This window comes from Saccharomonospora xinjiangensis XJ-54 (genome assembly GCF_000258175.1).
GTDB lineage: Bacteria > Actinomycetota > Actinomycetes > Mycobacteriales > Pseudonocardiaceae > Saccharomonospora > Saccharomonospora xinjiangensis.
Genome location: NZ_JH636049.1, coordinates 2,071,163 through 2,089,917, shown reverse-complemented (window position 1 = coordinate 2,089,917; position 18,755 = coordinate 2,071,163). Strand labels below are relative to the sequence as shown.

General features: G+C 67.5%; 21 protein-coding genes and 2 tRNA genes. 10 read left to right on the top strand and 13 right to left on the bottom strand.

The window, feature by feature from the left end; all coding sequences use genetic code 11:
* Positions 1-144: 144 nt before the first annotated feature.
* Positions 145-927 (top strand): sulfite exporter TauE/SafE family protein, encoded by a 783-nt coding sequence (locus tag SACXIDRAFT_RS09060; RefSeq protein ID WP_006238249.1) that lies wholly within the window; start codon positions 145-147, stop codon positions 925-927.
* A 70-nt stretch (positions 928-997) separates the two neighbouring features.
* Here the strand turns inward: SACXIDRAFT_RS09060 and hisC are convergent, their stop codons facing one another.
* Positions 998-2,053 carry a histidinol-phosphate transaminase gene (gene hisC, locus SACXIDRAFT_RS09055; protein WP_006238248.1) on the bottom strand — a complete coding sequence of 352 codons (1,056 nt, stop codon included), beginning with the start codon at positions 2,051-2,053 and terminating at the stop codon, positions 998-1,000.
* Positions 2,054-2,162: 109 nt separating this feature from the next.
* Here hisC and SACXIDRAFT_RS09050 point away from each other — a divergent pair, with 109 nt between their 5' ends.
* The 6 genes from SACXIDRAFT_RS09050 (at position 2,163) to SACXIDRAFT_RS23755 (ending at position 6,367) form a co-directional block, all read left to right on the top strand.
* Entirely contained in the window at positions 2,163-2,822 is a 660-nt protein-coding gene (locus tag SACXIDRAFT_RS09050; protein WP_006238247.1) for a dienelactone hydrolase family protein, read from the top strand.
* A gap of 139 nt (positions 2,823-2,961) precedes the next feature.
* Entirely contained in the window at positions 2,962-4,962 is a 2,001-nt protein-coding gene (locus SACXIDRAFT_RS09045) for an acetoacetate--CoA ligase (protein ID WP_006238246.1), read from the top strand.
* Positions 4,963-5,042: 80 nt separating this feature from the next.
* A tRNA-Ser gene (locus SACXIDRAFT_RS09040) sits at positions 5,043-5,132 on the top strand.
* A 60-nt stretch (positions 5,133-5,192) separates the two neighbouring features.
* Positions 5,193-5,268: transfer RNA gene (locus SACXIDRAFT_RS09035), tRNA-Arg, on the top strand.
* Positions 5,269-5,443: 175 nt separating this feature from the next.
* A complete protein-coding gene (locus SACXIDRAFT_RS23035; RefSeq protein WP_006238245.1) occupies positions 5,444-5,611 on the top strand; it encodes a hypothetical protein in 168 nt (55 codons plus the stop codon).
* A 153-nt stretch (positions 5,612-5,764) separates the two neighbouring features.
* Positions 5,765-6,367, top strand: a complete 603-nt coding sequence (locus SACXIDRAFT_RS23755) for a GIY-YIG nuclease family protein (protein WP_006238244.1) — start codon at positions 5,765-5,767, stop codon at positions 6,365-6,367.
* 165 nt (positions 6,368-6,532) lie between these two features.
* Here the strand turns inward: SACXIDRAFT_RS23755 and SACXIDRAFT_RS09030 are convergent, their stop codons facing one another.
* Both SACXIDRAFT_RS09030 and SACXIDRAFT_RS09025 read right to left on the bottom strand, forming a co-directional pair.
* Positions 6,533-7,150 carry a LysE family translocator gene (locus tag SACXIDRAFT_RS09030; protein WP_006238243.1) on the bottom strand — a complete coding sequence of 206 codons (618 nt, stop codon included), beginning with the start codon at positions 7,148-7,150 and terminating at the stop codon, positions 6,533-6,535.
* A 76-nt stretch (positions 7,151-7,226) separates the two neighbouring features.
* Positions 7,227-8,015, bottom strand: a complete 789-nt coding sequence (locus tag SACXIDRAFT_RS09025) for a helix-turn-helix transcriptional regulator (RefSeq protein ID WP_006238242.1) — start codon at positions 8,013-8,015, stop codon at positions 7,227-7,229.
* 264 nt (positions 8,016-8,279) lie between these two features.
* Here SACXIDRAFT_RS09025 and SACXIDRAFT_RS09020 point away from each other — a divergent pair, with 264 nt between their 5' ends.
* On the top strand, positions 8,280-8,729 hold the full coding sequence (locus SACXIDRAFT_RS09020) for an NUDIX hydrolase (protein WP_006238241.1): 450 nt from the start codon (positions 8,280-8,282) through the stop codon (positions 8,727-8,729).
* 52 nt (positions 8,730-8,781) lie between these two features.
* On the opposite strand, the gene SACXIDRAFT_RS09015 is transcribed toward SACXIDRAFT_RS09020, so the two are convergent.
* The 8 genes from SACXIDRAFT_RS09015 to SACXIDRAFT_RS08980 form a co-directional block, all read right to left on the bottom strand.
* Complete coding sequence (locus tag SACXIDRAFT_RS09015; protein ID WP_006238240.1) at positions 8,782-9,516, bottom strand: hypothetical protein; 735 nt, start codon at positions 9,514-9,516, stop codon at positions 8,782-8,784.
* A gap of 111 nt (positions 9,517-9,627) precedes the next feature.
* The gene (locus SACXIDRAFT_RS09010) at positions 9,628-10,005 is read right to left on the bottom strand and encodes a hypothetical protein (RefSeq protein WP_006238239.1); all 378 of its coding nucleotides are present in this window, start codon (positions 10,003-10,005) and stop codon (positions 9,628-9,630) included.
* Positions 10,006-10,052: 47 nt separating this feature from the next.
* Positions 10,053-10,601: a hypothetical protein gene (locus SACXIDRAFT_RS09005; RefSeq protein WP_006238238.1), complete on the bottom strand. Its 549-nt coding sequence runs from the start codon at positions 10,599-10,601 to the stop codon at positions 10,053-10,055.
* A gap of 391 nt (positions 10,602-10,992) precedes the next feature.
* The gene (locus SACXIDRAFT_RS23285) at positions 10,993-12,348 is read right to left on the bottom strand and encodes a helix-turn-helix domain-containing protein (protein ID WP_006238237.1); all 1,356 of its coding nucleotides are present in this window, start codon (positions 12,346-12,348) and stop codon (positions 10,993-10,995) included.
* 122 nt (positions 12,349-12,470) lie between these two features.
* Entirely contained in the window at positions 12,471-13,325 is an 855-nt protein-coding gene (locus SACXIDRAFT_RS08995) for an alpha/beta fold hydrolase (protein ID WP_006238236.1), read from the bottom strand.
* 102 nt (positions 13,326-13,427) lie between these two features.
* A complete protein-coding gene (locus SACXIDRAFT_RS08990) occupies positions 13,428-14,072 on the bottom strand; it encodes a hypothetical protein (RefSeq protein WP_006238235.1) in 645 nt (214 codons plus the stop codon).
* Positions 14,073-14,159: 87 nt separating this feature from the next.
* The gene (locus tag SACXIDRAFT_RS08985; protein WP_006238234.1) at positions 14,160-14,504 is read right to left on the bottom strand and encodes a cupin domain-containing protein; all 345 of its coding nucleotides are present in this window, start codon (positions 14,502-14,504) and stop codon (positions 14,160-14,162) included.
* Positions 14,505-14,528: 24 nt separating this feature from the next.
* Positions 14,529-14,954 carry a hypothetical protein gene (locus tag SACXIDRAFT_RS08980; protein ID WP_006238233.1) on the bottom strand — a complete coding sequence of 142 codons (426 nt, stop codon included), beginning with the start codon at positions 14,952-14,954 and terminating at the stop codon, positions 14,529-14,531.
* A 148-nt stretch (positions 14,955-15,102) separates the two neighbouring features.
* Here SACXIDRAFT_RS08980 and SACXIDRAFT_RS08975 point away from each other — a divergent pair, with 148 nt between their 5' ends.
* Both SACXIDRAFT_RS08975 and SACXIDRAFT_RS08970 read left to right on the top strand, forming a co-directional pair.
* A complete protein-coding gene (locus SACXIDRAFT_RS08975) occupies positions 15,103-15,804 on the top strand; it encodes a helix-turn-helix transcriptional regulator (RefSeq protein ID WP_050986920.1) in 702 nt (233 codons plus the stop codon).
* 228 nt (positions 15,805-16,032) lie between these two features.
* Positions 16,033-16,398, top strand: coding sequence for a hypothetical protein (locus SACXIDRAFT_RS08970; protein ID WP_006238230.1), 366 nt, complete (start codon positions 16,033-16,035; stop codon positions 16,396-16,398).
* 139 nt (positions 16,399-16,537) lie between these two features.
* Here the strand turns inward: SACXIDRAFT_RS08970 and asnB are convergent, their stop codons facing one another.
* Entirely contained in the window at positions 16,538-18,067 is a 1,530-nt protein-coding gene (asnB, locus tag SACXIDRAFT_RS08965) for an asparagine synthase (glutamine-hydrolyzing) (RefSeq protein WP_006238229.1), read from the bottom strand.
* Between the two features lie 92 nt (positions 18,068-18,159).
* Positions 18,160-18,750, bottom strand: coding sequence for a TetR/AcrR family transcriptional regulator (locus tag SACXIDRAFT_RS08960; RefSeq protein ID WP_006238228.1), 591 nt, complete (start codon positions 18,748-18,750; stop codon positions 18,160-18,162).
* Between the last annotated feature and the right edge of the window lie 5 nt (positions 18,751-18,755).

Below are 18,755 nucleotides of genomic sequence, written 5' to 3'. Positions count from 1 at the left end.
CCGGTGACTACCCGAATGGGGGTGAGGTGAAACGTGGTTGGAGATCCACAACGCCGACCTGTGCGGTGACTCCGCCCACGCTTTCCATGCCTGGAAGAGCCTTTTCCCTCCGGGTTGCCTATCGTCTGCCCGCGTGGGTGCAGCATGATCTGGTGGCATGCCGTCGTGATCACCGTGGCCGGTGTGTGGGCGGGAATGATCAATGCGGTTGTCGGCTCGGGAACGCTCGTGACGTTCCCCGTACTGGTGGCGCTCGGCTACCCGCCGGTGACGGCCACGACGTCGAACGCGATCGGGCTCGCCCCGGGCAGCATCAGCGGTGCCGTCGGCTACCGGCACGAGTTGCGCGGACAGCGGACGCGGCTGCTGCGCTTCACACCCGCGTCACTGATCGGCGCGCTCTGCGGGGCTGTCCTGCTGCTGTCGTTGCCGGCCGATGCCTTCGAGACCGTGGTGCCCGCGCTCGTCGGTCTCGCCGTGGTGCTCGTCATCGTGCAGCCGAAGGTGTCGAGCTGGGTCCTCCGCAGGCGTGAGGAGCGCGAGCAGTCGGGTGCGGCGGAGGCAGCCTACGGCGGATGGCTCGTGCTCGGCCTGATCTTCCTGATCGGCGTGTACGGCGGCTACTTCACCGCAGCCCAGGGCGTCATGTTGATGGCTGTGATGGGCATGCTGCTCAACGAGACGCTCCAGCGGCTCAACGCCGTGAAGAACGTGCTGTCGGCCGTGGTCAACGTCGTGGCAGGCACCGTCTACGCCTTCGTGGCGCCCGTGAACTGGATCGTCGTCGCGCTGCTGGCCGTCGGCTCCGTCGCGGGAGGGCTGCTCGGCGCCAAGGTCGGACGCAGGCTCTCGCCCACCGCGCTTCGGGCCGTCATCGTGATCGTCGGTCTTGCCGCGATGGTGCAGCTCGTCGTCAGACAGCTGTGAATCGTCAGACAGCTGTGAAAGGGCGGCGGCCGGAGTCCTCGCCCGCCGCCCCGGCCGCCGGGGAAGCGACTCACGCCAGGTAGGCGCGCGCGGCTTCCAGGAAGACGTCGTTCTCCTCGGCCGTGCCGATGGTGACCCGCACTCCCTCGCCCGCGAACGGGCGCACCACGATCTTGTGGTCGAGGGCGTGCTCGGCGAACTCGGCCGTGCGCTCGCGAAGCGGCAGCCACACGAAGTTCGCCATCGTCTCGGGAACCTCGTATCCCATGCCGAGAAGCGCGTCGCGCACGCGCGTGCGTTCGCCGACGATCTCGGCGCACCTGGCGAGCAGCTCGTCCTTCGCGTCGAGGGAGGCGAGCGCGGCCGACTGGGCGAGCGCGTTGACGCTGAACGCCACGTACACCTTGCGGAGCGCCTCGATCACCGGCTCCGACGCCACCGCGTACCCGACCCGCAGACCGGCCAGCCCGTACGCCTTCGAGAACGTGCGCAGCGCAGCCACGTTGGGCCTGGTGCGGGCGAACTCCATGCCGTCAGGCACGTCGGGGTCGGTGACGAATTCGCGATACGCCTCGTCGAGCACCACGAGAACATCGGAGGGAACGGCGTCGAGGAAGCGCGTCAGCTCCTCGGTGCGCACCGCCGTGCCCGTGGGGTTGTTCGGGTTGCACACGAACACGAGCCGGGTCTTCGGCGTGATGGCCGCGAGCATGGCGTCGAGGTCGTGGGTGTGCGACGGCGTCAGTGGAACGCGCACCGGTGTGGCGTTACCGACCTGCGTGACGATCGGGTACGCCTCGAAGGAACGCCACGCGAACAGCACCTCGTCGCCAGGGGCGCACAGTGCCTGCACGAACTGCTGGCACAGCGACACCGAGCCACAGCCGACGGCCACCTGGGAGGTCGGCACGTCGAACTCGCTCGCAAGGCGCTCGACGAGAGCCCATGCGCCCATGTCGGGGTAACGGTTGATCTCCCTGCTCGCCCTGGTGATGGCCTCGGCCACGCTCGGCAGTGGCCCGCCGGGGACCTCGTTGCTGGCGAGTTTGATGGCCCCGGGGACGGTCCGTCCCGGAACGTAGGCGGGAAGGGCGGCGAGGTCGGCGCGTGTCGGGATCGCGGACATGACGGCTCCTCGGCATCGAGAACGGGTCGCGACAAACCTACCCTGCTCGCCGCCGGTATCTGCCAGCTCACGTTGACCTGGGGTGTACCCACGGTGGTTGAGTAGGCACATGACGCAGACGCACACGCACACGCAGGACTACGAGCGAGAAGACGGGCGCGCGCTGAGGTTGACCTATGCAGAACCGGACGGCGCCGTGCGTGGCGGGCTTGTTGTCCTTCACGAGGTGGGCGGCGTGACCGATGCCGCGCGGCTGCTGGTCGCCTCGCTCGCGGCCGAGGGCTGGCTCGCGGCAGCGCCGCACATCGACGGTGACGGCCCCGACGGCGTCCTCGGCGCGTCCCTGCTCGCCGCCACGGACACCACACTGGCGTGGTTGGTCGATCGAGGTGTGCGTGGTGATCAGGTGGGCGTCGTCGGTTTCGACCTCGGTGGCACGGCGGCGTTGGTGGTGGCAGCGAATCGCGAGCTCGGTGCCGCCGTGAGCGTCGGTGGCCGGGGCATCAGCTCGCCCGCCACCACGGGGCTGCCGGCACTCGTGGACATCGCGGGCTCGCTCGTCAGCCCGTGGCTCGGCCTCTACGGCGACAACGGCGACGAGGCGGGGCAGGCGGAGCTGAACACGTTGAAGGAGGAGGCCGGGAAGTCGAAGGTCGCCACCAACGTCGTGTGCTACGCGGGCGCGAGCCACCGTTTCGACACCGATCCCGAGGCGGCGGCCGAGGCGTGGCAGCGGACGCTGTCCTGGTTCGACGCGCACCTGCGCTGAACCGAAAGTGCAGCGGACGCGCCCCGCGAACGGCGCTCTCGGGTGCCCACGACACCGTGTCCGGGACACATCTCAGCCGGGGCGAATGTGTGCCGAACAGACGACGCGATCAGTGCCTGACCTGACCTAGTCTGCGGCCATGAGTGCTGACGACGCTGACGTTGCCGAGGGCCTCTCCGGCGTTCCCGAGGTTCTGTGGCGGCCTGCACCTGAGCAGGTCGAGGGCAGTCGCATCGCGGACTTCCGGCGCTGGCTCGGCGAAACGCGCGGGGTGAGCGTCGCCGACTACGGCGAGTTGTGGTCGTACTCGGTGGACTCGCTGCCCGGATTCTGGTCGGCGGTGGCGGAGTACTTCGGTGTGCGGTGGCACGACGCCCCCGGCGAGGTGCTGAAGGACCAGCGCATGCCGGGCGCGCGCTGGTTTCCCGGCGGCACACTCAACTACGCCGAGCACGCGCTGCGCGGGCTCGCGGGCGCGGAGAAGGGCGACGACGAACTCGCTGTCGTCTTTCGGCGTGAGGACGGCGTCGAACGGCTGATCACCTACGGCAGGTTGCGCGCCGAGGTGGCCTCGGCGAGAGCCGCGCTGCGCGAACTCGGTGTCGGCAAGGGCGATCGGGTGGTCGCGCTGGCGCCGAACTGCCCGCAGACGCTGGTGGCGTTCCTCGCCGCCGCGAGCCTCGGCGCCACGTGGTCCTCGTGCTCGCCCGACTTCGGGGTACGCGCGGTTACCGACCGCTTCGCGCAGATCGCACCGAAGGTGCTGATCGCCGTCAACGGCTACGTCTACAACGGGCGGTCGTTCGACGTTCGGCCCACCATCGAACGGCTGCGGTCGCAGCTACCCGGCCTCGAAGCCACGGTCGTCGTGGACTACGAAGGCGGTGGGCGTGTGCAGGGCGCCCTCGACTGGAACACGCTGCTCGCCCGGCACGTCGGCGCGGAGCTGGAGTTCGACCCTGTCGAGTTCGATCACCCGCTGTGGGTGCTGTATTCGTCCGGCACGACCGGCTTGCCGAAGGGCATCGTGCAGGGGCACGGCGGCATCACGGTCGAGCACTTGAAGACGCTGGCCCTGCACTGCGACCTCGGTGAAGGCGAGCGGTTCTTCTGGTTCACGACAACGGGCTGGATGATGTGGAACTTCCTCGTCTCCGGCCTGCTCGTCGGTTCGACCGTCGTCCTCTACGACGGCAGCCCCGCTCACCCGGATCCACGGACACTGTGGCGGCTGGCCGAGCAGCACCGGATCACCTACTTCGGCACGTCGGCGCCGTTCGTGCAGACCTGCCTCAAGGAGCGGCTGCGCCCTGCCGAGGAGTTCGACCTTTCCTCGATGCGCGCACTCGGCTCGACGGGCGCGCCGCTGACAGTGGAAGGATTCCGCTGGATCGCCGACGAGGTGGGGCGCGACGTGCAGATCTGCTCGGTCTCCGGTGGCACGGACGTGTGCACGGCGTTCCTGGGTGCGGCGCCCGACGTGCCGGTGTGGCTGGGCGAGCTGTCGTGCCGGATGCTCGGCGCCGCGGTGGAGGCGTACGACGAGGCGGGCCGCCCCGTCGTGGACGAGGTCGGCGAGCTGGTGCTCACCAAGCCGATGCCGTCGATGCCGGTGTTCTTCTGGAACGACCCTGACGGCAAGAAGCTGCGCGAGGCGTACTTCGACGACTTCCCAGGCGTGTGGCGGCACGGAGACTGGGTCAAGGTCACCGAAAGGGGCTCGGCGATCATCTACGGTCGCAGCGACTCGACGCTCAACCGAGGTGGCGTCCGCATGGGCACCGCCGAGTTCTACCGGGTCGTCGAGGGCTTCGACGAGGTACTCGACTCGCTGGTGATCGACACGTCGGCAGGGGAGGAAGGGGAGCTGCTGTGCTTCCTCGTCCTGGCCGAAGGGGCGTCGCTCCGCGTCCTGGAGCCGCGGTTGCGCGGCGAGCTGCGCAAGGCACTGTCACCGCGCCACGTGCCCGACCGATTCGTGCCCGTGGACGCCGTGCCGAGAACACTGAACGGCAAGAAGTGCGAGGTACCGGTGAAGAAGATCCTCAAAGGCGTCGATCCTGACCGCGCCGTGAGCCGGGACGCACTCGCGAACCCCGAGGCGTTGCGGCCGTTCGTGGCGTACGCGAGCCGCGAATGACCAGGTCATCCCCAAGAAGGGGGTGGGTGAAACGGTGGTCGCGGGGGTGTGTAACCTATGTACGCAGTGGTCGCGACCTGGGAGGCTTCGCCTAGTCTGGTCTATGGCGCCGCACTGCTAATGCGGTTGGGGGTAACCCCCCCTCCCGGGTTCAAATCCCGGAGCCTCCGCCGGGGCTCGGCACCCGCCGAGCACCACCCCGACCTCGGTCGGGTATAACTGAAGATGATGCGCCCGTAGCTCAACGGATAGAGCATCTGACTACGGATCAGAAGGTTAGGGGTTCGAATCCCTTCGGGCGCGCCACAGTCCCAGGTCATACGGCCTGGGATTTTTGTTTTGGTGCCCCGTTGCCAACGATCAGTTCGCCGTGGAACGAACACCGAGTCGAGGTCGGACGGCACTGGGGTTGGGATGCGGGCCCGTCGTCTTCGTCGTCACCGGTGGGTGTGAGTGACCCGCCACGTCGGCGACCGGCTCCGTGCCGTCCCCGCCGACCACGGCCACGATCGGAGGCGCGGCCACGACAGCAGGCGACCCGTTCCAGGTCTTGGTCTACGCCACCGAACTCGACGCCGACACCACGAATGCCGTCGAGGAGGTATTCCGGAAAGCGGAAATCGAAGCGGTCACCAAGGTCACTGCTTGACATAGTAACTGAGATCCTGGCGGGATTCCCGGAGATTTTCGCGACGAACACGATACAAGACGTGAATCGTGGAACTCATTGACTTTTTTGCTCTTTGGTGTGGCATGGTAAAGATGGTGCAGTTTTGCTGTTGGATACCGATTGGCGGGGCTGGTGCTCGACGACTCAACGGACATCGTGACTGCTCTTCTCTCGCCTTCTCGCGTCTTCTCTCGCGACGAGGTGCTCGGGCGGCCGAGTGCTGTGCCGAAAGTCCCCGGGGTGTACGCCTGGTACTTCGACGAGGTGCCCCCTGGCGTACCGACCGGCGGATGCCACAGTGGTCCTGCGGGCGTGCTGCTGTACATCGGCATTGCCCCGAGCGAGCCGCCCCGCAACGGCAAGGCTCCGAGCCGACAGACGGTCCGGCATCGTCTTCGCTACCACTACCGCGGTAATGCCTACGGCTCGACCCTACGGCTGACGCTCGGTTGTCTCCTTGCTGATCAGATCGGTCTCAGGCTGCGACGCGTTGGAAGCGGTACGCGGTTGACGTTCACCTCCGAAGGGGAACAGAAGCTGAGTGACTGGATGGCCTCGCACGCTCGGGTGACGTGGACTGAGCACCACCGGCCTTGGGAACCAGAGTCCGAAGCGATCCAACGGTTGAACCTACCGCTGAACCTTCAGGGAAACAGCCACAACGCGCATTACTCGACGCTGAAGGCATTGAGAGCCGAGCACCGGGCTATGGCGAGGGCTTTGCCTGTCGCGTAGATGCACGTTGCCGGCGAGTCGCCAGAAATTGACGGTGGACGACGGCGATACGCGAGGCAGGTCGGCACCGTATCAGCGCAGATGGCAAGACATATCGGCGAACAACGGAAAGCGTCGATGTTCATGGAGACTGCTTTTCGATGGCCGAGCTTCTCACATAATTTCCTACCCCAGGAGGAGGGCGACGAGGCTGACGATCATGCCGCCACCGAACAGGACGAGGAAGCCGCCCGCGAGTCTGGTGAGCCACGGCAGAACACGGCCCATCCTGGCGAGAGCGCGCCTGGAACCGAGCACGACAGCGACGAAAACGTCCCAGACGAGCACGACCGTGAACATCCACGTGCCGTAGAACACCAGTGCCGGAGGTGAGGCAGTGGAGACGGCCGCGGCGAGGCTGACATAGAACAGCGCGTTCTTCGGGTTCAGCAGCCCGGAGGCGATACCGAGCCCGAAGTTCCTCAACCACGTGGTGCGCTCGGCGCTGGGGTCTTGTTCGAGGTCGATGGATGCTTTCGAGCTGAGGAACGCGACTCCGACGAAGACGAGGAAGCTCCCGCCCGCCAGTTGGATCGCGTTCAGCAGCACCGGGTGGGAGACCAGCGCGACGCCGGAGAACGCCGCGATGATGAAGATCCCGTTCGACGTGGCGATGCCGAGGCATGCGCCGGTGGCGTTGCGCCAGCCACTGGTCATCGCGGTGCGGGCGATGAGAAAGAAGTCAACACCAGGAATCAGCAGGGCCAAAAAGTGCGCGATGGCGACGGCGAGGAACTGCTCCATCTCTCCCCTCGATGCTCGACGACGAACCTGTCGAGCATCGAGGCAGGCGCTGTCGGGGTCTTGTACGTTCTTGCGGTCAGCTCCGGTAGACGCCCGGCGAGGCGGCGACGTGCGCCCGGAAGACGCGGTGGAAATGGCTCTGGTCGGTGAATCCCAGCGCGTGAGCGGTCTCCGCGATGGGCCTGCCCTCGCGGAGCAGGTGCCGTGCCCGGATGATGCGGGCGTTCTGCCGCCAGGCCAAAGGGGCGAGCCCCGTCGCTCGCCTCATCGCGCGCACGAGCTGGTACTTCGTCATGCCGACCGACTCGGCCAGCTCGCTCAGCGCGGGATTGGACTCGTCATGGCGGAGCCGGTGCAGGACCGGCCGCAGCAGGGTGAGAAGTTCGGGGTCGGCATCGCTCGTCACCACATGCGTGGGGGAGGCGGTGCCGAGCGCCTCGAACAGCGCAGCGAACCCCGCTTCGAGCGGGTCGCGGCCCTCGCCGGCGAAGATCGCGTCGTTCAGAGCAATGATTCGCTCATGCAGGTCGCGGCGGCGCAGCACACGGATTCCGGCGAACAGGTGGCAGGCATCCCGGCGTGGCGCGAGTGAGGCGACCCAGCCTTGGTCCACGTGGATCATCTGGTAGAGCCATTTGCCTGCGTCGGGATTGCAGGCGTGAACCTGTCCCGAGGGGATGACGACGACGTCGCCTGCCGCCAGACGGACAGGCCCTTCGAGCGGGCCGGTGAGCACTGAGGTCCCCGCGTCGATCAGGCCGATCGAGAACGCGTCATGGGTGTGCGGCCGATAGCAGGAGTTCTTCTGGCACGACCGCCGTGTCTCCAGGTGAGGTAGTGCGGCACTACGCCGGAATTCCGCCACGCAGCCTCCCACGACACCTCTCGCCACGCGCACCTGACGCCGGCTACTCGCCGCGGATTGTGCCACGGGCACGGACGACCAACTGCCGTGGACGTTCCCCTGCGCTGACACCGCACGAACTCCGTCGCGGCGGCGGGAGCCGATCGCAGGCCGCAGGCCGGAACGAGACGAAAGCGGGCATCGGCGCAGTACTCCGGACTGCGCCGACAGCAGTGGACGGCGACGAGGCGGTGAAGAGCAGCGGGCGCTACTAGGGTGCTCGGCGTGATCGATGGTCGCGTTTTCGATGGACTCACCGCTCAAGCCGCGAACGACGGGGTGGGGCAACTCGTCGTCGGGGCCGTCGTGCGGGCCGGCGGCAAGATCTTGCTGCTCAAGCGGCCGGCGGATGACTTCATGGGCGGAATCTACGAGTTGCCGAGCGGCAAGGTGGAAGGGGAGGAGACGCTCGACGCCGCGCTGGTCCGGGAGGTCGCCGAGGAGACCGGCCTGACCGTGACCGGCATCGTCGCCTACCTCGGCAGTTTCGACTACACCTCGGGTAGCGGGAAGAAGAGCCGCCAGTTCACCTTCGCCGCCCATGTGGAGAAGTCCGAGCCGGTTCGCCTGACCGAACACGACTCGTATCTGTGGGCCCCGCTCGACGAACAGCCCCCGGTGACGGACGCGGTCAAGGAGATCCTCCACGCCTACCGGGGGCTGCACCAGGTGTGACCGGCTGTCGCGATCGCTTCTCCGGTCCGCCTACCGAACGGGAGATCGGGGGCTAACCGACGACCGACTCCGGCCACTTGCCTCCCGGCAGAGCGCTGTTGTCGCTCGTAATACTGTCGATCTTTCGTTCGTCGGACACCGCTGCCATGAACCTGGACGCGACGTCGGTCAACAGGTCCACCATGTCGGCAAAGAGCTGAGCGACCATATCTGCCGCATCGCCGATAGCCTCGGCAATGCCGATCAGCGTGCCCGCAGCAGCCGCTGCGCCCACATATTGGCCGAGTATCACCCCGAGCTTATCGACGAATTCGAGCATGTAATCGACGTTGCGTTCCGCGATGTCCATCAGCCATGCGCTGATTTTGTCCGCGTTCTGCCAGGCGTCGTCGATCGCGGCTCTCTGCTGGCCGGTCTTCTCGATCAGGTAAGCCCTGCCCGCGCCGCCCTTCCAACTGGACAAGTTCTGGTCGCGCCAGATGGTGACCTTCGGGGAAAGATCAGATATCGGGCTCTTGACACTGTCGAGCCAGGCGAAGCTCTGCCTCATCAACGAGATCACCGGCAATTGATGAGCTTCGGCTTCGTTGTACATGGCAACGAGATCGTCCTTGATCTCCCCCAGCTTCTTGACGCCTTCCTTCACAGCGGAAGAGAGGGTTTCGACGACCACGCTCGTGGCGTCGTCGATCTGCCTGAAATAGTCTTCGATGTCACCGACGGCGTCTTTGGCTTCGGAGAACAAGTCGTTCCACGACGTCTCCAGTTCCTCAAGGGTGGGCGGCACGGCTGACTCCTCGGTCAGTTGATTCGGTCATGCTGGGTGGCGGTCGTATTTGTCGCCTGCGGAAGCGCCGACGGCTCGGCGCGATAGTCAAGAAGCTCGAACGAGCGGAACCTACCTCGGCCCCTTCGCGGGCTTGTGGTAGTCGTTTTCTATGTTCCAGATCTCGTTGAGGTCGAATTCGACCTCTTCTTCTGCCTCGTCGTACTTGTTGGCTGCTTTGACCAAGGCGTCACCGATTTGCGGGAATTCCCTTTCCGCCCCCTGGAGGACGGATTCCATGTAGGCGCGGACCTTCTCGTACGCCCGCTGATGGGTCTCCGGGGCGAGGTTGATCTCGATGCCCGCCGTGGGGGTCAGAACGAAGAAGGCGGACGTGTCCAGTGTGGCGCCCTGGATGAATGTCAGGGTCGATTTCACCACGTCGGTGAACTCGTCCCATTTCGGTGCTTCGGCGCGCACCGCTGAGCTGATGACCTCATACCCAGGCATGATGGCTCCTTTCCAAGTTCTCGTTGTTTCTTGGTCGGCAGGGTCTGTCAGAGTTCGGCGGCCAGGTTCGCCGCGCGAAATGCTGTCATCGCATCCTCACGGAGCAAATCGGTGCTCGCGGACCGCAACGCGGGAGCCGCCGCTGTCACGCCGACCAGAACGCCACGTTGCACCTGGAAGGTGAGATATCCGTTCGGGCCGCGAACCTCTCGGTCGAGCAAGCCGCCCCTGGCTTCGGCGGCATATTCCTTGATGGCCTTCCGGCGCTGCCTGATGCGATCGAGTTTCGCGCGGACGCCGGTGTACCAGTCCGCGTGGGCGTCATCGTCGTCGTAGTCGCGCAGAATTTTCGCTATGGCCTGGTTCGCCGGTCGCCCGGAGTCTCCGGGCGTGACCGCTGCCGAGACCGCCGTTTCGAACGCCTCCCGATACGCGCCGAGTAGCGCATCGGCGAACTGGTCCGGCGCCAGCTTCTTGCGCCAGCCCTCGGTGATACTCACGCTGAGCACGAGTGCCCGCCGGTTCACCGCGATATGAATGGAACCCGTGGCGTCGGCGGCCTCGTAACGACTCGCCGAGCCAACCATCTGGTTCATCACTCCGTCACCTGCTTCCCTAGTTCCCCACGCCCGGGCCGACACGCCGCGTCGCTTCACCGTTGCCGTGCTGCCGCGACGGCGTGTGTTCCGCCATCGCTCGGCGTTGTCGTCGCCGTCGGCCGATCACCCTGCGCCCGCTCCTCGGTGTGGTCACGGTCCGCCGCTCACGCTGCTGCTCCCCGCACTGCCGGACAAGGCCACAGGGGCGGCCAAGAGTGGCCGGTGCCTGTGAGCAGCGGCAAGGTTGTCGTGCTGCCAGGAATGGCCGGTGCCCGTCAACGGCGAGAACCCACTTGTCAGCGGGGAGGCACGCACTCGCCACGAGGTGTGCGGAAGAGGGACCGAGGCGGCCCACACAGCCGGTAGGCGGGACGCGGAGAATGCGGTGTCAGCTTGCCAGCACGTCGAGGAAGAACCCGACGAGGAACAGCAGGAACGCGAGTTTGCGCAGCGGTCGGCCGGGTGAGGGGTGGTCCAGTAGTCGCACCACGCCCGCGAGCGCGATGGAGACGATCCGCCACCCGCCCGCGGCGAACAGGATCGGCAGCGCCGAGGGCGACATCGCAGCGAACGTCCGCGAGAGGAAGCTTCGGAAGGCTCCGTGGGTCTCGCTGTAGCCGTATGACGAGGCGATGCCGCTCAGCATGATCAGCATCATGATCCCAGTCGAGAGGAGCATGCCGAGCAGTTGGGCATCCAGCAGTTCCCAGAAGAGCAGGGCGGGAGCCATGGACAACAGCGTGCTGGAGAAGACGAACGAGAACAGCCGGAACGTGGACTGGTCGAGCATGCGGCGGGCCACTCTCTCGTCGGGGCTGAGGTCCCGGTGCAGGAAGTCCTCCACGTGCGTGTGGAACGCGAGTGCCCCGTGTTCGCAGTCCCACAGCCGTTTCCTTCCACCCCCGGCGGCCGTGTACGGGGATGTGGCCACCACGTTCTCGACGCACGTGCCGCAGAGGGACTTCCCGCCGTAGGCGTGGTGCAGCTTCGCCAGGAGCTCGGCGTAGCGGGGGTGCCGCGCGAACGAGTGCTCGAACGGGCCGAGTTTGACCTCGCCATCGCCGGGTGGGGGATCGTCGTGTGCGGCCTCGCCGAGATCGTGGTGGAGCGCGGTCCTGAGATGCTCCTCGCGGTGATACACCCGCCGACCGATCCGAGCCAGCCGGATCATCTTCCTGGCATTGCGTGCACGTTTCGCGGTGCGGTTCGCCAGCCGCGCCAGGCGTTCGGGTCCGTAGATGTCCAGCAGAGCCGCCAGCCCGGCCGCGAACTGGAGGAACTTCCCGATCCTGCCCCACCACAGCATCGGGAGTCCCCAGAGCGTTTCCTGCCCGGCTGCCTCGCCCCGCCGCCACCAGTGCACGATGCTGTCCCAGAGCCCGTGGCGGAACCCGACGACGAGCGCGGCCACGGCGACAAGCCCGGCGAGCCACCTCGCGAATTTCCTGCGGTTCCGGGGATTCTTCCAACCCCTGCGTGTGTCGGGAGGGAGACCGAGCGCGGCAAGCCCCCGCTCGTTGAACGCGGAGATCACATACCGCACGTAGTCCTCGTCGGTGGACATCGCCCTGGCGATCTCCGGCACCGGCAATCCCCGCGAGGAGTACAGAACGATCGCCACTCGCTTCGTGCTGAAGAGCTCCTGCCGAACCCTGCGGAGCGAACCTCCTCCTCGCGGTTGGTACTCCCGCATGCGACGTCGCTCGTAGTCGGTCAATCGCCGTACCCGGGCCGACTCGGCCATCAGCACTCCCCAGTACCCGCGAACGTCGGCACTTCCCGTCCCCGGCGCCGTTCTCACCGGATGGAGTCCGCGTGCCTTCCGCTCGAATTCCCGCACGCTAGCAGGAACATCGCGGCCGACGGCTACAGCGCGAGCATCGCCGACGCCACCTCGTCAGCCGCCGCGTCGGGGATCGCGGTCGCGGCCTGTTCGAGCACGAGCAGTCGCGCGCCGGGGATCTCACGCGCCAGCGCTTCGCCGTTGCCGACAGGGAAGAACGGGTCGCGACGACCGTGCACCACGAGCGTCGGCATCGCGAGCTCGGGCAGGCGCTCACGCCAGCGTGGTGCGCAGTCGAGTCTGGCGAACACCATGCCCAACTGATTGGCCAGGTGTACTTCGGGCTCGGTTCCCTGCGTCCGGTCGTAGACACGTCCGGCGGTTCGGCGCGCCGCATCGGGGTCGTCGCCGAGGATTGCCGCTCTGGCCGCGGCGAATTCCGTCACCGCGGCGCGGTCGGACCAGCCGGGCATCGGGAGCGCGAACAACCGGCCTATCGTGCCGGGGTCGTGGTCGGGAAGATCCTCGTCGATCGGACCCGGTGCGACGGGGCGTGTCCCGGCGAGGGTGAGTGCCGAGAACGCGTCCGGACGGTCGAGCACGGCGACCTGGGCGACCATCCCGCTGACGCCGATGCCTGCCAGGTGTGCGGGCCAGTGGCCGAGTGCTCGCGCGAGCGCGGCGGCGTCGGCGGCGAGATCTCGCAACGTGTAGCTCGGCGCGCCGGGGTCCACCGTGGTCGATGCGCCGGAGTCACGAAGGTCGTATCGAACGACGTGGCGTCCCCCGCGAGCGAGTGCTTCGCAGAGGGCGTCGGGCCACGAGAACATGGTCGGTCCGCCTGCGAGGAGCACGAGAGGTGCTGCCACAGCACCGAAATGCTCGACCCCGAGCGTGACGCCGCAGGGCAGGCGGACCGAGTCGATCTCCGAATGCATCGTCGGCCTCCAGTGCGGTAGCGTGCCGGAAGCCACGCTACGCGCGAACCCCTGCCTGCCGCACGGAGTTGCCTTCCTCGTCCTGCACCGGCCCGACAGAACTCACAGCACAAGCAGGTTGTGCGAAACGATCATCCAGACGAACGCCGCTCCACCGGCGAGCAGCAATGCTGTGCACACGAAGCCGACGCGCCGGGCGGTCGCGGCCGCGACGCCCTTGTCGAGGGCATAGCGGCGGGCGCTGAGAAGCAGGCACATCCCCATGGTGACGAACCACGGCTCGTAGAAGAACAGCTCCCACCAGGACATTGTGGACGAGTCGAGATTCAGCCACGCATCCGCGGGAATCGGGATTTCGGCGAAACCGAGCACCGAGAGCAGATTCGCGCCGAAACCACCGAGCCCGTGGATCACGGCGTACACGCCGCCGACCAGCACGGGCACTCCACACAGGGTGGCCATGAGCGCGGTCGGCAGCTCACGCCCGCCGAGCACCGGCACCCACGCAGGGACACGGCGCAGCGCGGGCCTGGTGAGCATCAGGCAGGCGACTCCGCCGAGGAGAATGATGAGGCCAGCGACGAACGACGCGAACTGGAAGGTGGGCAGATCGCGGGGCACCAGACCGCCCATGCCGATCGTTCCACCTGCCGCGTGGTAGAAGCGCACGAAAATCGCGTAGAAAACGGCGAGGGCGAACCCCAGCACACCGACAGCGGCGGGCGTGTTTGCTTCGCGAGTGGTCATGCGCTCCAGCCTCGCGGCAGGAGCGCATGACTCTCCTCCCGCTACGAGGGGGAACTCCTCCCACGGAGGTGGGAAAGGCGGCGCGAGTCACGCCTCCGAGTGCGTGGTCACGGCCGTTGTGAGGAGTACGACGGCGTCCTCGACGGCTTCGAGATCGTGTTGCTGTGCGGGAAGAACGAGGTACTCGCCTTCGGTGCCCTCCCACACGCCGTCGTCGGTCGAGAGCACTACCTTGCCACGCAACACCTGGAGGGTGGCCTCACCGGGGCTTTCGTGCTTGCCCGTCCGCTTCCCCGCCGCGAAGGCGAGGAGTGTCTGCCGGAGCGCGTGGTCGCGTCCTCCGTGGAGGGTTTTCGCGCTGCGTCCGGTGTGAGCGGCGCGCGCGTCGGCGAGCAATTCGTCAGCGAGCGAAACCAGTGAGTGCGACAGCATGGCTGTGCCATCCTTTCCGATCGGTCAGAGCATCAGGAGCAGAACGCCGGTTGTGATGAGGGCGATGGTCTTGACCCCTTCGAGCGCGACGTAGACGTAGTGGCTTCGCGACCTCGGGACATCCTCGCCCGCGAGTACCCGGTCGGAACGGCGGGTCAACCTCGGGCGCACGGCGACGAGTTGCACGGCGAGTGCCGCGAGCGCCACGGAGCCCGCCACCAGGACGGACGACTCCGGCGGGTGGACCGCCGAAGCGATCACGGCTGTGATCGCGAGAACGGCCTCGGAGATGTTGAGCGCGCGGAAGACGAGCCTGCCGATACCGAGCCCGATGGGGATCGTCACACCGGGGGCCCTGAACTTCAACGGCGCTTCGAGGAACGAGATCGCCAGCACCATGCCCAGCCATACGAACACTGCCGCTGTCGCCACCGCGAGCCCGGGAGCCATGGACGTTCCTTCCGCTGGGGAATCCGTCGCTTGCGAGTTTAGCCGAAGCCGATCGTCACAAATCTCGGCCCTCTGAACTGCGCAGGTCGGATGAGTCGGACGACGCGACGTCGATAGCACGATGGCGTTGGGGTTTACGATTGAGCGCATGCACCGGAAGCCGCTGATCGACTCCGCGTCTGGCCCCGCGCTCGGAGAGAGCAGAGCGCGGGTGCTGGAGTTGCTGCGCGTGGCAGGGGCTCCGCTCGGGGTGCGGGAGGTGGCCGAGCGGGCCGGTCTGCACCTCAACACCGCCCGGTTTCACCTCGACGGCCTCGTGGAGGCTGGGCTTGCCGAGCGCCGCGCGGAGGACCGGCAGCGGCCCGGCCGCCCCAGGGTGGTGTACGCGGCGGTGGCCACGGAACAGGCCGGTCCGCGCAGCTACCGGCTTCTCGCCGCCATGCTCAGTACCCTGGTCGATCACGTGGTGCCCGACCCGCGAGAGGCCGCACTCGCGGCGGGAGAGCAGTGGGGGCGTTACCTGGCGGAGCGTCCTGCCCCGTTCGAGCGGATCGACGCGGAGGCGGCGATCCGGCGCCTGACGACTGTGCTCGCCGATCTGGGTTTCACAACGGGCGAGGTGGACGAGCATCTCCCCCGGACGTTGCCGCTGCGGCACTGCCCGTTCCGGGAGATCGCCGAGTCACACACCGACGTGGTGTGCTCACTGCACCTCGGCTTGATGCGGGGCGTGCTGTCCGAAGTCGGCGCGCCCGTCACGGCGGAACGTCTCGAACCCTTCGTGGAGCCGTCGCTGTGTGTGGCTCACCTGGCAGCCCGCGACTCCTCGGATGCCGCAGGACCCGGCTGAGTGGTCGTCCTCCTCCGAGCGAGAACCTCGAAAGGGACTCCTGGTGCGGTTCCTTGTCGTCCGAGTGGACACAGTGGACGCGGTGGACACTGTGGACGCGGTGGACACTGTGGACGCCTCCGCGTGGGTGTCGCCTGATGCGGTAACCGCACGGCAGGAAGCGGATTCGCTGATTAGCGTTCGACATCGCAGGCTCAGTGCACTGCGAAAGACGACCAAGGAGGCACCATGATTCGTACTCGGCGTGTGCTGGCGAGCGCATTCCTTGCCGCTGCGGCGCTGTCGGTGGGTTCGGGCGTCGCATTGGCGGCCCCGCCGGAGACCGCGGCCACTCCCGGCCAGATGCCCCAGGCCGAGCTGGTTCCGCAGCAGGCGGAGGCGGTCACGCCGGCCGAGCAGCAGAGCGAGGGCGCGGCGCAGGAGGCTCAGCCCGCCGACCAGCAGGCTCAGCAGGCTCAGCCCGCGCAGGAGTCGCTCCCGCAGTTCTCCCTTTCGGCCGACATGCTGCCGATGGGTTCCTTCGACATGCTCTTCGGCTCGGACCTGCTCGGAGGCACCATGAACCTCGGCGAGGAGGCGACGCCGACGGCCTGATCCCCGACGCGAGGCACCGCGAGCCGGTGCCGGCCTGCTCGATCCCGCGCGCGTGCGCGTGATGCGAACGCCCCGTCCGGACCAACCCGGGCGGGGCGTTCGTCGTCGCGGAGTTCCGCTGACCCTCGGAGGGAAGACGTCACCAGCCCGCGAAGCGGCCGACGAGATGTGCGGGATCGACGCCCGTGAGTTCCCTCTGGAACAGGCGGTAGTACGCGAGTTCCTCCCTCGACCGCAGTGGCGGGTCGAGCACATCGCGTTCGGCCTCGAACTCCTCGTCCCGCACCGTCCCCGCGTAGTACTCGCCGAGGACGTCTCTGGCGCCGGTGCCCTGGCCGAACTGCTGTTTCGGCCGCCACAGCACGTTCTCGGGCAGCCAGCCCTCGAACGCCTTGCGCAGCAACCATTTCTCGGCTCGGTCGTCGCTGAGTTTCCAGCGGGCAGGCAGGCTGAGGCCGAGTCGCACGACGTCGAGGTCGAGGAACGGGGTTCTGGGTTCGAGCCCCGTCGCACCGGCGACGCGATCGACCCTTTGCAGACCACCGATGTGAAGGCCGTGGATGGTGGAGAGCAACTCCTCGTGCAGTTCGGTGTCGCTCTCGATCTCGCTGTAGTAGCCGTAGCCCGCGAAGAGTTCGTCGGCACCCTCGCCGATGAGCACCACCTTCACCGTGCGCGCCGCGAGCTTGGACACCAGCAGGTTGGGCACGGAACTGTGCACCAGCGAGGGGTCGAACGACTCGATCACCCTGATCACCTCGGGCACCCAGTCGATGAGCTCGTCGTCGGTGTAGACCCGTTCGTGATGGTCGGTGCCGAGTTCCTCGGCGACCTGGCGTGCGGCGGCGAGGTCGGCGCTGCCTGCGAGACCGACGGAGAAAGTGGGGAAACGCCGTCCCGCGCGGTGGGCGTGCCTTGCCGCGATGGCGGTGACGATGCTGGAGTCGAGACCACCGGAGAGCAGGGCGCCCACCGGCACGTCGGCGACGAGGAGCCGCTCGACCGCCCTGATCAGGGTGTCCCGGATGTCGGCGAGGACCTCTTCCGGCGGATCGGCTTCGTGCTGCGCGGCGGCACCGGGTGCTGCGGCGTCGGTGAGCACGTCGAACGGCCTCAGCCCGTCCTCCGGGGTCCAGACGTGGCCGGGAGGGAAGGGCTCGACGTCGGGGCGGCGGTTCGGGTCGAATGCCTTGAGTTCGCTCGCGAAGACCGCCGTGTCGTGGTGGCGGGCCCAGTACAGCGGCGCGATGCCCAGCGTGTCGCGGGCGGCGAAGAACCGCCCGTCCAGCGCGGCGCCCGCGAGCGCGAACATGCCCCACAGCCGCGACAGCGCCGTGAGTCCGTCCGCTTCGATGAGGTGAAGGGCGCTTTCCTGGTCGGTGCGTGTGCGGAAGACGTGGCCCTTGTCCTCGAGTTCCGTGCGCAGCCGCTCGTGGTTGTAGATCTCGCCGTCGCCGACGAGCCAGTACCTGCCCGCCGGGTCGCGCAGCGGCTGCGCGCCGCCTTCCAGGTCAACGACGGCGAGCCTGCGATGGCCGAGCCAGGCGTCGTCGAGCGCGTGGCTGCCCTGCCCGTCGGGGCCGCGATGGGCCAGCCGGTCGAGCATGCGCATGCCTTCGAGCGGATCGAAGGGGCCGTGTGCGGCGACGATGCCGGAGATGGTTCCCACCTGCCCTCGTAGCCTGGTGCTATCGCCGAGTCTAGGAGCACACGGCATCGCCCGCCGGGCTTCGTCACGCGCTGCAGAGCACGCGGTCGGAGTCACCCGCCGAGGGCCGGACCGTGACGCAACCCGGTGAGCGCGATGTCGAGGCAGCGGGAAATGGTGGGGAGGTCGAGTTCGACGAGCCTGCCGAGAGCGGCGAGCAGGCCGAGGACGTCCTCGGCTGTGACGCCTTCCCTGAGCGCTTTCTCGGCGTGTGCGGCGGCGACGAGCTCGGCCACGAGGGGGCGCAGCGACCTCTGGCACACGGAGAGCCCCGCCGCGTCGGTCGTCGCCGAGGCCAGGTTCTCCAGCAGCGCCCGGTCGCGCCGCTGGTAGGTGAGGGCTTCGGAGACGAAGCCCTCCAGTGCCTCCCATGCTGTGGGGCGTTCCCGTGCCGAGCGTCGCGCTTCCTCGACCCAGCGCGCGTAGCTGTCGGCGAGCAGTGTCTCGATGAGGGCGTCCTTGGAGGGGAAATGCCGGTACAGCGTGCCCATGCCGACCCCGGCGCAGCGGGCGATCTCCCTGACGTCCACAGCTCGGCCACGCTCGGAGAACACGGCAGCAGCCGCCGAGAGGATCGCCTCTCGATTGCCGAGGGCATCCCGACGTCTCGGCTGTGTTCCGCGCCTCCCGAGCTGCTGAGTCATGGCTC

What these genes read in the sequence shown, in the direction of transcription:
- SACXIDRAFT_RS08975 (WP_050986920.1), top strand. Translation starts at nt 15,103, where the DNA reads ATGCACCGGAAGCCGCTGATCGACTCCGCGTCTGGCCCCGCGCTCGGA.
- SACXIDRAFT_RS08995 (WP_006238236.1), bottom strand. Translation starts at nt 13,325, where the DNA reads ATGCATTCGGAGATCGACTCGGTCCGCCTGCCCTGCGGCGTCACGCTC.
- SACXIDRAFT_RS08960 (WP_006238228.1), bottom strand. Translation starts at nt 18,750, where the DNA reads ATGACTCAGCAGCTCGGGAGGCGCGGAACACAGCCGAGACGTCGGGAT.
- hisC (WP_006238248.1), bottom strand. Translation starts at nt 2,053, where the DNA reads ATGTCCGCGATCCCGACACGCGCCGACCTCGCCGCCCTTCCCGCCTAC.
- SACXIDRAFT_RS08980 (WP_006238233.1), bottom strand. Translation starts at nt 14,954, where the DNA reads ATGGCTCCCGGGCTCGCGGTGGCGACAGCGGCAGTGTTCGTATGGCTG.
- SACXIDRAFT_RS09030 (WP_006238243.1), bottom strand. Translation starts at nt 7,150, where the DNA reads ATGGAGCAGTTCCTCGCCGTCGCCATCGCGCACTTTTTGGCCCTGCTG.
- SACXIDRAFT_RS08990 (WP_006238235.1), bottom strand. Translation starts at nt 14,072, where the DNA reads ATGACCACTCGCGAAGCAAACACGCCCGCCGCTGTCGGTGTGCTGGGG.
- SACXIDRAFT_RS08985 (WP_006238234.1), bottom strand. Translation starts at nt 14,504, where the DNA reads ATGCTGTCGCACTCACTGGTTTCGCTCGCTGACGAATTGCTCGCCGAC.
- SACXIDRAFT_RS09005 (WP_006238238.1), bottom strand. Translation starts at nt 10,601, where the DNA reads ATGAACCAGATGGTTGGCTCGGCGAGTCGTTACGAGGCCGCCGACGCC.
- SACXIDRAFT_RS09060 (WP_006238249.1), top strand. Translation starts at nt 145, where the DNA reads ATGATCTGGTGGCATGCCGTCGTGATCACCGTGGCCGGTGTGTGGGCG.
- SACXIDRAFT_RS23285 (WP_006238237.1), bottom strand. Translation starts at nt 12,348, where the DNA reads ATGGCCGAGTCGGCCCGGGTACGGCGATTGACCGACTACGAGCGACGT.
- SACXIDRAFT_RS09045 (WP_006238246.1), top strand. Translation starts at nt 2,962, where the DNA reads ATGAGTGCTGACGACGCTGACGTTGCCGAGGGCCTCTCCGGCGTTCCC.
- SACXIDRAFT_RS09010 (WP_006238239.1), bottom strand. Translation starts at nt 10,005, where the DNA reads ATGCCTGGGTATGAGGTCATCAGCTCAGCGGTGCGCGCCGAAGCACCG.
- SACXIDRAFT_RS08970 (WP_006238230.1), top strand. Translation starts at nt 16,033, where the DNA reads ATGATTCGTACTCGGCGTGTGCTGGCGAGCGCATTCCTTGCCGCTGCG.
- SACXIDRAFT_RS09050 (WP_006238247.1), top strand. Translation starts at nt 2,163, where the DNA reads ATGACGCAGACGCACACGCACACGCAGGACTACGAGCGAGAAGACGGG.